Source organism: Geodermatophilus sp. SYSU D00663, assembly GCF_054050655.1.
Genome location: NZ_JBJGZT010000017.1, coordinates 18,457 through 31,199, shown reverse-complemented (window position 1 = coordinate 31,199; position 12,743 = coordinate 18,457). Strand labels below are relative to the sequence as shown.

Genomic DNA, 12,743 nt, shown 5'->3' with positions numbered 1-12,743 from the left:
GGCCCCGGGCGGCTCGACCGGCCTCCGACCACCCGGGCGCGGGCCGTAGCCTGGGCCGCCGCCCGCCGGAGGCGCAGGGGAGGAGACCCGGGTGGACGTCGCCGTCCTCGTCAGCGCCGCCGCCGGCCGGGGCCGCGCCCGCACCGTGTCCGCGGCCGTCCTCGACGCGCTGCGCCGGGGCGGGCTCACCCCCACGGTGCTCGCGGCCGGCACCCGCGCCGAGGCCGAGCGGGCCGCGGCCGGCGCGGTGGCGGCCGGCACCGGCGCCGTCGTCGCGATCGGCGGGGACGGCGCCGTGCACGCCGCGCTGCAGGCGGTCGCCGGCGCCGGCACGCCGCTGGCCGTCGTCCCGGCCGGCACCGGCAACGACCTGGCGCTCGCCCTCGGCGTGCCGCCCGAGCCGGTCACCGCCGCCACCGCGGCCGCCGCGGACCTGCGGGAGGGCGCGGTGCGGGCCCTCGACGCCGGCCGCACCGCCGGGCGCTGGTGGGCCACCGTGCTGTGCTGCGGCTTCGACTCGGCGGTCACCGACCGGGCCAACCGGCTGCGCTGGCCGCGCGGGCCGCGCCGCTACGACGTCGCGATCCTCGCCGAGCTGGCCCGGCTGCGGCCCCGCGAGGTCACCCTGACCCTGGACGGGGAGGCGCGGACGCTGCCGGTCACGCTGGTCGCCGTCGGCAACACCGCCTGGTACGGCGGGGGCATGCGGGTGTGCCCGGCCGCCGACCCCGCCGACGGCCGGCTCGACGTCACCGTGGTGGGGCCGGTGTCGCGCCGGGAGCTGGTGCGCACCCGGCCGCGGCTGACCGAGGGCACGCACGTCGGGCACCCCGCCGTCACGGTGCACCGCGCCGCGCGGGTGGAGCTCGCCGGCGTGGGGCTGACCACCTACGCCGACGGGGAGCCGGTGGCCGCGCTGCCGGTGCGCGCCGAGGTGGTGCCCGGCGCGCTGCGGATCGTGGGCTCCGGGCGTCCCTGACGGCCCTAGGGAACGACCGCCCGCGGGTTGACCGTTATCCCCAACTCAGCCGCCGACCGACCGGTGGCGCGTCCCGCGGGGGGAGGCGCGACGACGCAGGGAGGTCCGGTCCGGGCTGAGCGCCGTCCGGGGAGCGCCTAACGTGGGGGCATGTCCAGCCCCGCCGAGCGGTACGCGGCTGCCCGGCGGCGCAGCGCGCACCCCACCCTCGCCGACTTCACCGCCGAGCTCGGCTTCTCCCTCGACCCGTTCCAGGTGGAGGCCTGCGAGGCGCTCGACGAGGGCGCCGGGGTGCTGGTGTGCGCGCCCACCGGGGCCGGCAAGACCGTCGTCGGCGAGTTCGCGGTGCACAAGGCGCTGGCCGAGGGGCGCAAGGCCTTCTACACGACGCCGATCAAGGCGCTGTCCAACCAGAAGTACAACGACCTGGTCGACCGCTACGGCGAGGCGAAGGTCGGGCTGCTCACCGGGGACAACGCGATCAACGGCGACGCGCCCGTGGTGGTGATGACCACCGAGGTGCTGCGCAACATGCTCTACGCCGAGTCCCCGGCGATCGCCGGCCTGGGCTACGTGGTGATGGACGAGGTGCACTACCTCGCCGACCGGTTCCGCGGCGCGGTGTGGGAGGAGGTGATCATCCACCTGCCGGCGTCGGTCACCCTGGTGTCGCTGTCGGCGACGGTGAGCAACGCCGAGGAGTTCGCCGACTGGCTGGTCACCGTCCGCGGGCACACCCGGGTCGTCGTCAGCGAGGTCCGGCCGATCCCGCTGTGGCAGCACATGCTCGTCGGCAACCGGGTGTTCGACCTGTTCAGCCTGCGGCCGGCCGCGCACGCCGCCGAGCAGGGGGACGACCCGCGCGGGCAGTCCACGCGCGACCGCGGCGCCAGCGTCGTCGACCCCGAGCTGGTCCGGTACGTGCGGGAGCACGAGCGGCGGCTGGACACCTGGGGCGGCGGCAACGGCGGGAACCGGCGCGACCGCGACTGGCACAAGCCGCGCTACCGCCCGCCGGCCCGCCCGGAGGTCGTCGAGCGGCTGGACCGCGCCGGGCTGCTGCCCGCGATCACCTTCGTGTTCAGCCGCAACGGCTGCGACCAGGCCGTCCACCAGTGCCTCACGGCCGGGCTGCGGCTCACCGACGAGGCCGAGCGCGCCGAGATCGCCCGGATCGTCGACGAGCGCACCGGCAGCCTGCCCGACGAGGACCTGCACGTCCTCGGCTTCTGGGAGTGGCGCGAGGGGCTGCTCGCCGGGCTCGCCGCCCACCACGCGGGCCTGGTGCCGGCGTTCAAGGAGACCGTCGAGGAGTGCTTCGTGCGCGGCCTGGTCAAGGCCGTGTTCGCCACCGAGACGCTGGCGCTGGGCATCAACATGCCCGCCCGCACCGTCGTGCTCGAGCGGCTGGTCAAGTGGAACGGCGAGGCGCACGTCGACGTCACGCCGGGGGAGTACACCCAGCTCACCGGGCGGGCCGGGCGGCGCGGCATCGACGTCGAGGGGCACGCCGTCGTCGTCTGGGCGCCGGGCATGGACCCCTCCGTCGTCGCCGGGCTGGCCAGCACCCGCACCTATCCGCTGCGGTCGTCGTTCCGGCCCAGTTACAACATGGCGGTCAACCTGGTCGGCTCCTACGGGCGCGCCCGGGCCCGCGAGCTGCTGGCGTCCTCCTTCGCCCAGTTCCAGGCCGACCGCTCGGTCGTGGGCCTGGCCCGGCAGGCCGCCCGCTCCGAGCGGGACGCGGAGAGGTTCGCCGCGGAGATGGCCAGCGAGGGCGGCGACGTGCTCGCCTACGCCCGGCTGCGGCGGGAGATCGCCGACCGGGAGAAGGAGCTGTCCCGCGACTCGCAGGCCAAGCGGCGCCTGGAGGCCGCCGACGCGCTGGCCGCGCTGCGCCCGGGCGACGTCATCCGGGTGCCCTCGGGCCGCCGGCAGGGCCTGGCCGTCGTCCTCGACCCCGGCGTCACCGACCTGTCCGACCCCCGCCCGCTGGTGCTCACCGAGGACAAGTGGGCCGGCCGGCTGGCCAGCGTGGACTTCCCGACGCCGGTCACCGCGCTGGCCCGGGTGCGGGTGCCCAAGAACTTCAACCACCGCAGCCCGCACGCCCGCCGCGACCTGGCCTCCACGCTGCGCACCGCGCGGCTGGAGAACGACCTGGGCGCCCGGCGCACCAGGCAGCGCTCGGCCGCCGCCGACGACCCGGTGCTGCACGACCTGCGCCGCGCGGTGCGCAACCACCCGGTGCACGCGCTGCCCGACCGGGAGGAGCGGGTGCGCTTCGCCGAGCGCTACCTGCGCGCGGTCGCCGACGCCGAGGCCACCCACCGGAAGATGGCCGAGCGCACCGGCTCGCTGACCCGGCAGTTCGACCTCACCTGCGACGTCCTCGAGGAGCTGGGCTACCTGGTGCCCGAGGCGGTGCCGCTGGTGCCGGCCGACACCGAGGAGCCCACCCCGGTCGACGACGTCCCGCGGGTCACCGAGGAGGGCCGGCGGCTGGCGCGGATCTGGTCGGAGGCCGACCTGCTGGTCGCCGAGTGCCTGCGCGCCGGCGCGTGGCGCGGGCTCACCCCGGCGGAGCTGGCCGCGGCGGTGTCCACGCTGGTGTTCGAGGCGCGGCGGGAGACGCCCGGGCAGCCGGCGGTGCCCGCGGGCAGGGTCGCCGGGGCGATCGCCGAGATGCGCCGGATCCGCGCGCGGCTGCAGGACGTCGAGCTCGACCGCGGCCTGCCCGCCAGCCGCGACCTGGACCTCGGCTTCGCCTGGGCGGCCTACCGGTGGGCCGACGGGCAGGCGCTGGACCGGGTGCTGGCCGGCGCCGAGCAGGCGGGCACCGAGCTCTCCGGCGGCGACTTCGTCCGCTGGGCGCGGCAGCTGGTGGACCTGCTCGACCAGCTGGCGAAGGTGGCCGACGAGGCCGTGGCCGGCGTCGCGCGGGCCGCGGTGGGGCTGGTGCGGCGCGGGGTGGTCGCGGTCGCCGTCAGCGGCTGAGGCCGCCGCCGCCCGGCCGGGGGGCCGCGCCGCGGAGGAGCTGCCGGAGGCCCCCCGTGGTGCACAATCTCCCCCGCTCCGGTGACGGACGGTCATGGGGGCGCGGGAACACGATCCGGCCCCCGTGGGGCCGCACCGGACGGGAGCGACGATGACCAACCCACCGCAGGGTGGCCAGCCGGGGCAGTACGGGCAGCCGGGGCAGTACGGCCAGCAGCCGGGACAGCCGGGCCCGTACGGGCAGCCCGGTCAGTACGGCCAGCCGGGTGGGCAGTACGGGCAGCCCGCCGCCCAGCCGGGGCAGTACGGCCAGCAGCCGGGCCCGTACGGGCAGGCCGGTCAGTACGGCCAGCCGGCGCAGTACGGGCAGCCCGGCTACGGCCAGCCCGGCCAGCAGCCCGGCGGCTACGGGCAGCCGCCGCAGTACGGGCAGCCGGGTCAGTACGGCCAGCCCGGGGGCCACGGCCAGCCCGGCTTCGGGCAGCAGCCGAGGAAGTCCCGGACCGGGCTGGTCGTCGGCCTGGTCGCGCTCGCCGTCGTCGTGATCGCCGCGGCGATCGTCCTGCCGATCGTGCTCGGCCAGGACGTGCTCGACCGCGCGCAGGCCGAGAGCGACATCGCGCAGCAGTTCGAGGAGACCTTCGGCGTCGCCGTCGACGTCTCCTGCGACGACGAGATGGTCGTCGAGGACGGCGCCACCTACGAGTGCACCGGGACCACCGACGACGGCGAGGACGTGACGCTGCAGATCGCGATCACCGACGCGGACGAGGCCGCCTACACGTGGGAGGTCGCCTCCTGACCGGGGGCCGTTGAGCTCCGGGCCGGCCGGCGCCTCAGTCGAGGGCGTCGGCCGGCCAGCCCAGGGCGGCGCCCAGCCGCCCCAGCGAGGACCGCAGCCCGTGCGCGTCGGCCAGCGCGGCCAGCGCCGCGGCGTCGGCCGGCCGGGTGGGCAGCGCCCCCTCCACCGGCGGCAGGTCGACGTCCCGGGCCACGGCCACCACCACCGGCGCGGCGTCCAGGTACTCCCCGCCGGCGTGCAGCTTCTCGAGCACGCCGCGCGTGAGCGGCGCCCGGGGCACCGCGGTGCGGGCCGCGGCCGCGCGGATGCCGGCCAGGTCGCCGAACTCGGTGACCAGCGCCGCCGCCGTCTTCGCGCCGATGCCGGCCACGCCGGGCAGGCCGTCGCTGGGGTCCCCGCGCAGCACCGCGAAGTCGGCGTAGGCCCGCCCGGGGATGCCGTACTTCGCCGCCACCGCCGCCTCGTCGACCACCTCGATGTCGGCGATACCGCGCGCGGTGTACAGCACCCGCACGCCGCGGGCGTCGTCGACCAGCTGGAACAGGTCCCGGTCGCCGGTGACGACGTCGACCGGCCCGCGCGCGCGGGTGGCCAGCGTGCCGATGACGTCGTCGGCCTCGTAGCCCGGCGCGCCGACCCGGGCGATGCCCGCCGCGGCCAGCACGTCCACCAGCACGGGCACCTGCGGGGACAGCTCGTCGGGGGTCTCCTCCCCGCCGTCGGGCGCGAGCCGGTGCGCCTTGTACGACGGCAGCGCCTCGACCCGGAACGCCGGGCGCCAGTCGTCGTCCCAGCAGGCGACCAGCCGGGTGGGGGCGTGGGCGGTGAGCAGCCGGGCGGTCATGTCCAGGAACCCGCGGACGGCGTTGACCGGGCGGCCGTCGGGCGAGGTCACGCTGGTCGGGACGCCGTAGAAGGCCCGGAAGTAGAGGCTCGCGGCGTCGAGCAGCATCGTGGTCACGGGCGGACCGTAGCCGCCGGGGACGACGGGCCGGGGAAACCGGCGCGGGCGCGGCCGGGCCGCGGGGTTAGTGTCCCGGCGTGGCAAGCAGCACGGGGGCCCTCGTCAGCATCGACCGCGTACACGCCGCCCGCACCGTGGCCGGGGAGCTCGGCGTCGACGTCCTGGTCCTCACCCCGGGCTCGGACCTGCGCTACCTGTCCGGTTACCACGCCCACGCGATGGAGCGGCTGACCGCGCTGGTCGTCCCGCGCCGCGGGGAGCCGCTGCTGGTCGTCCCGCGCCTGGAGGCGCCGATGGTCGACGCCTCCCCGGCCGGCGCGCTCGGCCTGGAGGTGCACGCCTGGGACGAGACCGACGACCCGTTCGCCGTCGTCGCCCGGGAGGTGACCGCCCGGCTGGGCGCCGCCCCCTCGCGGGTCGCGGTGGGGGCGCGCACCTGGGCCGAGCACGCCCTCGGCGTGCACCGGGCGCTGCCCGGCTCGGCGCTGGAGCTGGCCACCCCGGTGCTGGACCGGCTGCGGATGGTGAAGACCCCCGCGGAGGTGGAGGAGCTCGCCCTCGCCGGCGCGGCCATCGACCGGGTGCACGCCCGGATGGGGGAGTGGCTGCGGGTCGGGCGCACCGAGGCCGAGGTCGGCGCCGACGTCGCCGCGGCGATCCTGGCCGAGGGACACGTGGGGGTGGACTTCACCATCGTCGGCTCCGGCCCCAACGGCGCCAGCCCGCACCACGAGCTCTCCGACCGGGTGGTGCAGGCCGGGGACCTGGTCGTCGTCGACATCGGCGGGGAGACCGCCACCGGCTACCGGTCGGACTGCACCCGCACCTACGTCGTCGGCGGGGAGCCCGACGCCGAGGTGGCCGAGTGGTACGCGGTGCTCAGGGACGCGCAGGAGGCCGCCGTCGCCGCCGTCCGGCCCGGGGTGACCGCCGAGCAGGTCGACGCCGCCGCGCGCGACCGGATCGCCGCCGCCGGGTGGGGCGGGCACTTCATCCACCGCACCGGGCACGGCATCGGCCTGGACACCCACGAGGCGCCCTACATCGTGGCGGGCAACGACCTGCCGCTGGAGGCGGGGATGGCGTTCTCCGTGGAGCCGGGCATCTACCTGGCCGGCCGCTGCGGCGCCCGGATCGAGGACATCGTCGTCTGCACCGACGACGGCGTCCGCACGCTCAACGAGGGCACCCGTGAGCTCGTCGTCCTCCCCGGCTGAGCCGCACTCCGACGTCGACCGGGCGCTGCTGGCCGCCCTGGTGCGGGACGGGCGGGCCAGCTACACCGAGCTCGCCGAGCGGGTCGGCCTGTCGGTGTCGGCGGTGCACCAGCGGGTGCGCCGGCTCGAGCAGCGCGGGCTGATCACCGGGTACCGGGCGCGGATCGACGCCCGGCGGGTGGGGCTGGGGCTGACCGCGTTCGTGTCGATCACCCCGCTGGACCAGGCCCAGGCCGACGACGCCCCGGCCAAGCTCACCCACTTGGACGCGATCGAGGCCTGCTACTCGGTCGCGGGCATCGAGAGCTACCTGCTGAAGGTGCGGGTGGCCTCGCCCGAGGCGCTGGAGGCGCTGCTGCGCGAGATCCGCACGACGGCGAACGTGAGCACCCGCACCACCGTCGTGCTGTCCACCTTCTACGAGGACCGTCCTCCCGTCTGAGCCCGGAGGACCGGCGTGCCCGACTCCCTGGCCCGCGGGGTGGGGGACCACCTGCCCGGCACGCTGCTGGCGCTGCTGGCGGCGACGCTGTTCGGGCTGGGCTCGGTGCTGCAGCACGAGGCGGCGGTCCGCGCCACCGCTGGCGGGCGGCTGCGGATGCGGGCGATGGTGCGCCAGCGCACCTGGCTGCTCGGCCAGGCGGCCACCACCAGCGGCACCGTCGCCCAGGTGGCGGCGCTGGCGCTGGCGCCGGTGGCGATCGTGCAGCCGCTGCTGGCCGGCGCGCTGGTGGCGGCGCTGGCGGTGCGCACCGTCCGCACCGGGCACCCGCCGTCCCGGACCGAGGGGGCCGGGGCCGCGCTCACCGTGGGCGGGCTCGTGGTCTTCGTCGTGGCGGCCCGCCCGGGCCGGGGCTCGGGGGACCCGCCGCCGGCCGTGGCGGCCGTGGTCGCCGTCGTGCTGGTGGTGCTGGCGGTCGCGCTCACCGCCCGGCTGCGCGGCGGCAGCGGCGCGGCGCTGGCCTGTGGGGTCACCGGGGGCCTGGCCGCCGGGGTGGCCGCGGTGCTGGTCTCGGCCGGGCTCGCGGTGCTCGCGGCCGACGGGGTGGCCGGTGCGCTGGCCCGGCCCGAGCCGTGGGGTGCGGTGGTGGCCTCGGTGGCCTCCCAGGTGGGGGCGCAGCAGGCCTACGGCCGCGGGGCGCTGTCCTGGTCACTGCCCGCGCTCGTGGTGTTCGACCCGCTGGCCGCGGTGCCCGCGGCCCGGCTGCTGCTCGGGGAGCACCTCGAGCCGGGGCACGCGGCGGTGTGGGGGCCGGCCGCGGTGGTCGCCGTCGTCGGGGTCGTCCTGCTCACCCACAGCAGCGGGCCACCGCGGGAGGCGGCACCCGCTGTCGGCACCTGACGCCCGTCACTCAACCGTTATCCCCAACTACCCGAGGAACTACCTGGTTGTGCCGTCCTGGGGACGGGGAGCGGCGACGACGGCGGTGCGACTGGACATCGTCTCGAACACGTGTTCGCATCGGGGTCGTGAGGTGGGACGCCCGGCGCCTCGACGCCGACGAGGAGACGCTGCTGCCGGGGATGCCGAGCCTGCGCGGGCTGCTGCGCAGCGTGGAGGTGCCCGAGTTCCCGGGTGTGACGATGCACGAGGTGCTGTGCCGGTCGGCCCTCAACGCGGTGCCCGAGGGCTCGCGGATGCCGTTCGCCTACACGATCAACCCGTACCGGGGCTGCCTCCACCAGTGCGTCTACTGCTTCGCCCGCTCGACGCACGAGTGGCTGGACCTGGACGCCGGCCGCGACTTCGACACCCAGATCGTCGTCAAGACCAACCTGGTCGAGGTGCTGCGCCGGGAGCTCGCCAGGCCGTCCTGGAAGCGCGAGCACGTGGCGCTGGGCACCAACACCGACCCCTACCAGCGCGCCGAGGGCCGCTACCGGCTGATGCCCGGCGTCATCCGCGCGCTGGCCGACTCCGGCACGCCGTTCTCGATCCTCACCAAGGGCACGCTGGCCCGCCGGGACCTGCCACTGCTGGCGAACGCCGCGCGGGACGTCCCGGTGGGCTTCGGCGTCTCGATGGCCGTCTGGGACGACGACCTGCACGCGAGCCTGGAGCCGGGGGTCCCCTCGCCGCGCGCCCGGCTGGACCTGGTGCGCGCGGTGACCGACGCCGGGCTGCCGTGCGGGGTGTTCCTCGCCCCGGTGCTGCCTGGCCTCACCGACCGCCTCGCCGACCTCGACGCCGCCCTGGAGGCCATCGCCGCCGCCGGCGCCACCGGGGTGACCGTGGTGCCGCTGCACCTGCGCCCGGGTGCCCGCGAGTGGTTCTCCGCCTGGCTGGCGCGCGAGCACCCCGCCCTGGTGGGCCGCTACCGGCAGCTGTACCGCGGCGGGGCGTACGTGCCCCCGGAGTACCGGGCCTGGCTGGCCGGGCGGGTCGGGCCGCTGCTGCGCCGGCACGGCCTCGACGGCCGGTCGGGAGGCGCGGCCCGGGGGGCGGAGGCGCCCTCGGGAGTCCCCGGGGACGACGAGGCCGCCTTCCCCGCCGGCAGCCTGCCGCCGGCCCGCCACGACGCCCCGCGGGGCCGCGCGGCCCGCGCGCGGCGGTCCCGGGACGGCGCGGTGCCCGGCCAGCTGGCGCTGATCTGAAACGGTCAGGCAAGCCTTCCCTGACCATTGGGTGCCGCAACGAAATGGCGGTGAGGAAGGTGAGCCTTCCCTACCCGTAACGCGTTGACCTGCGGCTTCTCAGGTCAGGCTCACCTGGGGAAATGGTCGGAGAACGACACGCGGAATGCATTCCGGGGTCGAGATCGACGCCATTCTGCGGCACACTGGGGTCAGCCGATCCGTCCGAGCCCGGAGGACCAGAGATGACCGCCGTCGTGCCCCCCGTCGCCGAGTGCACCGTCACCGGCTGCTCCTACAACGACCACGACCACGGCTGCCACGCCTTCGCGATCACCGTGAGCAGCCACAACGGCAGTGCCGACTGCGGGACCTTCATCCCGCTCACCGTCCGCGGCGGCCTGCCCCGGGCCGAGGCGCTGGTGGGTGCGTGCCAGCGGACCGACTGTGTGCACAACGACGCCCTCGAGTGCCACGCCGACGGCATCCGGGTGGGCTTCGACCACGACACCGCCACCTGCATGACCTACTCGCCGGCCTGACGGGACCCCGGCACCTCTCCGCGACGACGGCCCGGGCCTCCGCCCGGGCCGTCGTGCCGTCCGGGGGAGGAGCGGGCTCAGGCCGGAGGCGCCCCGGCCTTGTTCGCGCGGGCGGCCCGCTCGGCCCGCACCGCACCCCGGGCGGCCACCGGCTCGGCGCCGGCCGCCAGGGCCAGCCGGCGGTAGGAGTCGTAGGACAGCGTCTCGTAGACGGCGGCCAGCGCCTCGGCCCGCTGCCGGCGCGCACCGGTCGTGGTGGCGCGCAGGTACAGGGCGGTGCGCACCGCGTGCTTGGCGAACGTCACCTGCAGCGCCTGGCTGGACAGCCGGCCGCCGACGTGTGAGGCGAAACCGGGGCCGCGGCGCAGCGCGGGCAGCACCCACGGGCTGTCGGCCAGCGCGGGGAAGCGGTTGCGCACCGCCTCCCAGGCGTGCCACGCGGTCAGCGCCCCCGGCACCGACCACTCACCGTCGTCGGTGCGCACCACCAGGCGGCGGGCGGTGGCGTGCACCTGGTCACGGCGCAGGTCGCGGAAGGTGCCCACCGGGGCCGGCCAGCGCAGCGCGATCGCGCACCACACGACCGTGCGCAGGTGCTCGGGCTCCTCGCTGCGCACCTCGGTGAGCGGCCGCAGGTCCAGCGTCCGCGGATCGGGCTCCGGCGTCGGGGGCACCGGCAGGGGGACCCCGCCGTACCGGGCCACCTTGCTGTACAGGGTCACGGTGGCGGGCTTCCAGCCCCGGGCCGCCGCGACGTCGTCCATCCCGCCCTCGGCCAGCTCGTCGGGGCTGAGGCCGAGCTCCAGGGCCGCGTCGATCAGCCGGCGCCACTGCACCGCGTAGCCCTCCGGGGGCTCCAGCTGGGCCCAGGCCTGCGCGGCGGGCGGCGACGGCATCTCCGGGAGCGGTCCCTGCCAGCCCTTCGCCATGTCCTCACCATACCCGTTATCCCCAACTACCTGTACAACATCTCGGGAAACCGGAAACCAATCAACGACCAGGGCAGGGAACACGCCAGCGGCGACGGGCCGAGGGGCGCCGCGCCGCTGTGCCGGGGGAGTCCCGGTGGGGGGAGGGCCGGGCCCTCACGCGCCTCCGGCGGTCAGCAGCCGCGAGCGGACGTCGCCCTTGAGCACCTTGCCCACCGTGGACCGCGGCAGGTCGGCCCAGACGAGCACCTCCTTGGGTGCCTTGACGCCGCCGATGCGGGCGCGGACGAACGCGCGGACGTCGGCGGGGTCCAGCGCCTCCCCGGCCCGCGGCTGGACGACGGCGACCACCCGCTCGCCCCACTTCTCGTCGGGCACGCCGACCACCGCGCAGTCCTGCACCGCCGGGTGGGCCAGGACCGCCTGCTCGACCTCGGCCGAGTACACGTTGAAGCCGCCGCTGATGATCACGTCCTTCGCGCGGTCGACGAGGTACAGCCAGCCGTCGGCGTCGAGGTAGCCGACGTCGCCGGTGTGGTGCCAGCCGAGCCGGCTCGCCTCCGCGGTGGCCTGCGGGTCCCGGTGGTAGCCGTCCATGACCAGCGAGCCGCGGACGACGACCTCGCCGCGCTCGCCGGCCGGGAGCAGCCGCCCGGCGTCGTCCACGACCGCCACGGTGGTGAGCGGCGTCGGCCGGCCGGCGGAGGCAAACCGCTCCCGGGCGGGGGAGCCGTCGGGGCGCAGGTGGTCGGCCGGCGCCATCGTCGAGATCATCATCGGTGCCTCGGACTGGCCGTACGGCTGGCCGAGGACGGGGCCGATGCGCCGGATGGCCTCCTCGAGGCGGTCGGGGGACATGGGCGCGGCGCCGTACCAGAGGCACTGCAGGGCGGAGAGGTCCGTGCCGTCGAGGTCGGGGTGGGCGAGCAGCCGGTAGACCAGCGTGGGCGGCAGGAAGGCGTGCGTGACCCGGTGCCGCTCGGCGAGGGCGAGGAACTGCCCGAGGTCCGGTGCCGGCATGACGACGATCTCGCCGCCGAGGGCCATCACCGGGAAGCACAGCACCCCGGCGGCGTGGGTCAGCGGCGCGAGCGCCACGTAGGTGGGCCGGCCGGTGAACGGATAGCTCATGAGCGTCAGCGCCGACATGGTCTCGAGGTTGCGGTCGGTCAGGCGCACGCCCTTGGGGCGGCCGGTGGTGCCGCCGGTGCCGACCAGCACGACCAGACCGCCGGGCGGCTCGGTGTCGTCCCCCTCGGGAGCGCCGGCCAGCCAGTCCCGCAGCGCCGGGTCGCCGCCGTCGCCGTCGCCGTCGCCGTCGCCGTCGCCGTCGAGGCAGACCAGGGTGGTCAGCCGCGGCAGGCGGTCGCGGATCGCGGCCACCAGCGGCGCGAAGGAGTGCTGGTAGAGCAGCGCGGTGCAGCCGAACAGGTCGAGCAGTTCGCGGTTCTCCGCGGCCTCGTTGCGGGGGTTGACCGGGCACCACACCGCGCCGGCGCGGGCGATGCCGAAGACGGCGGCGAACGCGGTGGGGTCGTTGGCCGACAGGACCGCGACGGGGTCGCCCGGCCGGACGCCGGAGCGGGCCAGCGCCCCGGCGACCCGCCGGCTGAACCGCTGCACCTCGCCGTAGCTCATCGACCCGTCCGGGCCGGTCAGGCAGGGGGCGTCCGGGCCGAGGGAGGCGCCCTTGTCCAGGTAGGCGGTGAGGCTCACCGGTCCACCCGCCGGTCGCCCCC

11 protein-coding genes are annotated in these 12,743 nt (G+C 76.7%); 8 read left to right on the top strand and 3 right to left on the bottom strand.

The genetic code is table 11. The features are described from left to right. The first annotated feature begins 91 nt into the window (after positions 1–91). The 3 genes from ACI79Z_RS14425 (at position 92) to ACI79Z_RS14415 (ending at position 4,778) form a co-directional block, all read left to right on the top strand. Positions 92–979, top strand: a complete 888-nt coding sequence (locus tag ACI79Z_RS14425) for a diacylglycerol/lipid kinase family protein (RefSeq protein ID WP_456903007.1) — start codon at positions 92–94, stop codon at positions 977–979. A 150-nt stretch (positions 980–1,129) separates the two neighbouring features. Further along, positions 1,130–3,976, top strand: a complete 2,847-nt coding sequence (locus ACI79Z_RS14420; RefSeq protein ID WP_456903006.1) for a DEAD/DEAH box helicase — start codon at positions 1,130–1,132, stop codon at positions 3,974–3,976. Positions 3,977–4,127: 151 nt separating this feature from the next. Continuing rightward, positions 4,128–4,778 (top strand): DUF4333 domain-containing protein, encoded by a 651-nt coding sequence (locus ACI79Z_RS14415; protein WP_456903005.1) that lies wholly within the window; start codon positions 4,128–4,130, stop codon positions 4,776–4,778. 34 nt (positions 4,779–4,812) lie between these two features. Here the strand turns inward: ACI79Z_RS14415 and ACI79Z_RS14410 are convergent, their stop codons facing one another. Continuing rightward, complete coding sequence (locus ACI79Z_RS14410; protein WP_387988223.1) at positions 4,813–5,730, bottom strand: 5'-3' exonuclease; 918 nt, start codon at positions 5,728–5,730, stop codon at positions 4,813–4,815. 89 nt (positions 5,731–5,819) lie between these two features. On the opposite strand from ACI79Z_RS14410, the gene ACI79Z_RS14405 reads away from it, so the two are divergent. From ACI79Z_RS14405 to ACI79Z_RS14385, 5 genes are all read left to right on the top strand, one after another. After that, a complete protein-coding gene (locus tag ACI79Z_RS14405; RefSeq protein ID WP_387988214.1) occupies positions 5,820–6,959 on the top strand; it encodes a M24 family metallopeptidase in 1,140 nt (379 codons plus the stop codon). Further along, a complete protein-coding gene (locus tag ACI79Z_RS14400; protein WP_387988213.1) occupies positions 6,934–7,401 on the top strand; it encodes an Lrp/AsnC family transcriptional regulator in 468 nt (155 codons plus the stop codon). Before ACI79Z_RS14405 ends, ACI79Z_RS14400 begins: the two co-directional genes overlap by 26 nt. Positions 7,402–7,416: 15 nt before the next feature. After that, complete coding sequence (locus ACI79Z_RS14395; RefSeq protein WP_456903004.1) at positions 7,417–8,301, top strand: DMT family transporter; 885 nt, start codon at positions 7,417–7,419, stop codon at positions 8,299–8,301. Between the two features lie 128 nt (positions 8,302–8,429). Continuing rightward, entirely contained in the window at positions 8,430–9,554 is a 1,125-nt protein-coding gene (locus ACI79Z_RS14390) for an Rv2578c family radical SAM protein (RefSeq protein WP_456903003.1), read from the top strand. Between the two features lie 224 nt (positions 9,555–9,778). Beyond that, positions 9,779–10,075 (top strand): DUF1540 domain-containing protein, encoded by a 297-nt coding sequence (locus tag ACI79Z_RS14385; protein WP_387988210.1) that lies wholly within the window; start codon positions 9,779–9,781, stop codon positions 10,073–10,075. A gap of 77 nt (positions 10,076–10,152) precedes the next feature. On the opposite strand, the gene ACI79Z_RS14380 is transcribed toward ACI79Z_RS14385, so the two are convergent. Continuing rightward, a complete protein-coding gene (locus ACI79Z_RS14380; RefSeq protein WP_456903002.1) occupies positions 10,153–11,004 on the bottom strand; it encodes a hypothetical protein in 852 nt (283 codons plus the stop codon). 156 nt (positions 11,005–11,160) lie between these two features. Next, a complete protein-coding gene (locus tag ACI79Z_RS14375; RefSeq protein WP_456903001.1) occupies positions 11,161–12,720 on the bottom strand; it encodes an acyl-CoA synthetase in 1,560 nt (519 codons plus the stop codon). Between the last annotated feature and the right edge of the window lie 23 nt (positions 12,721–12,743).

Bases quoted from the DNA above. Each gene is read 5' to 3' on its own strand.
- ACI79Z_RS14420 (WP_456903006.1), top strand. From the start codon at position 1,130: ATGTCCAGCCCCGCCGAGCGGTACGCGGCTGCCCGGCGGCGCAGCGCG.
- ACI79Z_RS14415 (WP_456903005.1), top strand. From the start codon at position 4,128: ATGACCAACCCACCGCAGGGTGGCCAGCCGGGGCAGTACGGGCAGCCG.
- ACI79Z_RS14410 (WP_387988223.1), bottom strand. From the start codon at position 5,730: ATGCTGCTCGACGCCGCGAGCCTCTACTTCCGGGCCTTCTACGGCGTC.
- ACI79Z_RS14385 (WP_387988210.1), top strand. From the start codon at position 9,779: ATGACCGCCGTCGTGCCCCCCGTCGCCGAGTGCACCGTCACCGGCTGC.
- ACI79Z_RS14380 (WP_456903002.1), bottom strand. From the start codon at position 11,004: ATGGCGAAGGGCTGGCAGGGACCGCTCCCGGAGATGCCGTCGCCGCCC.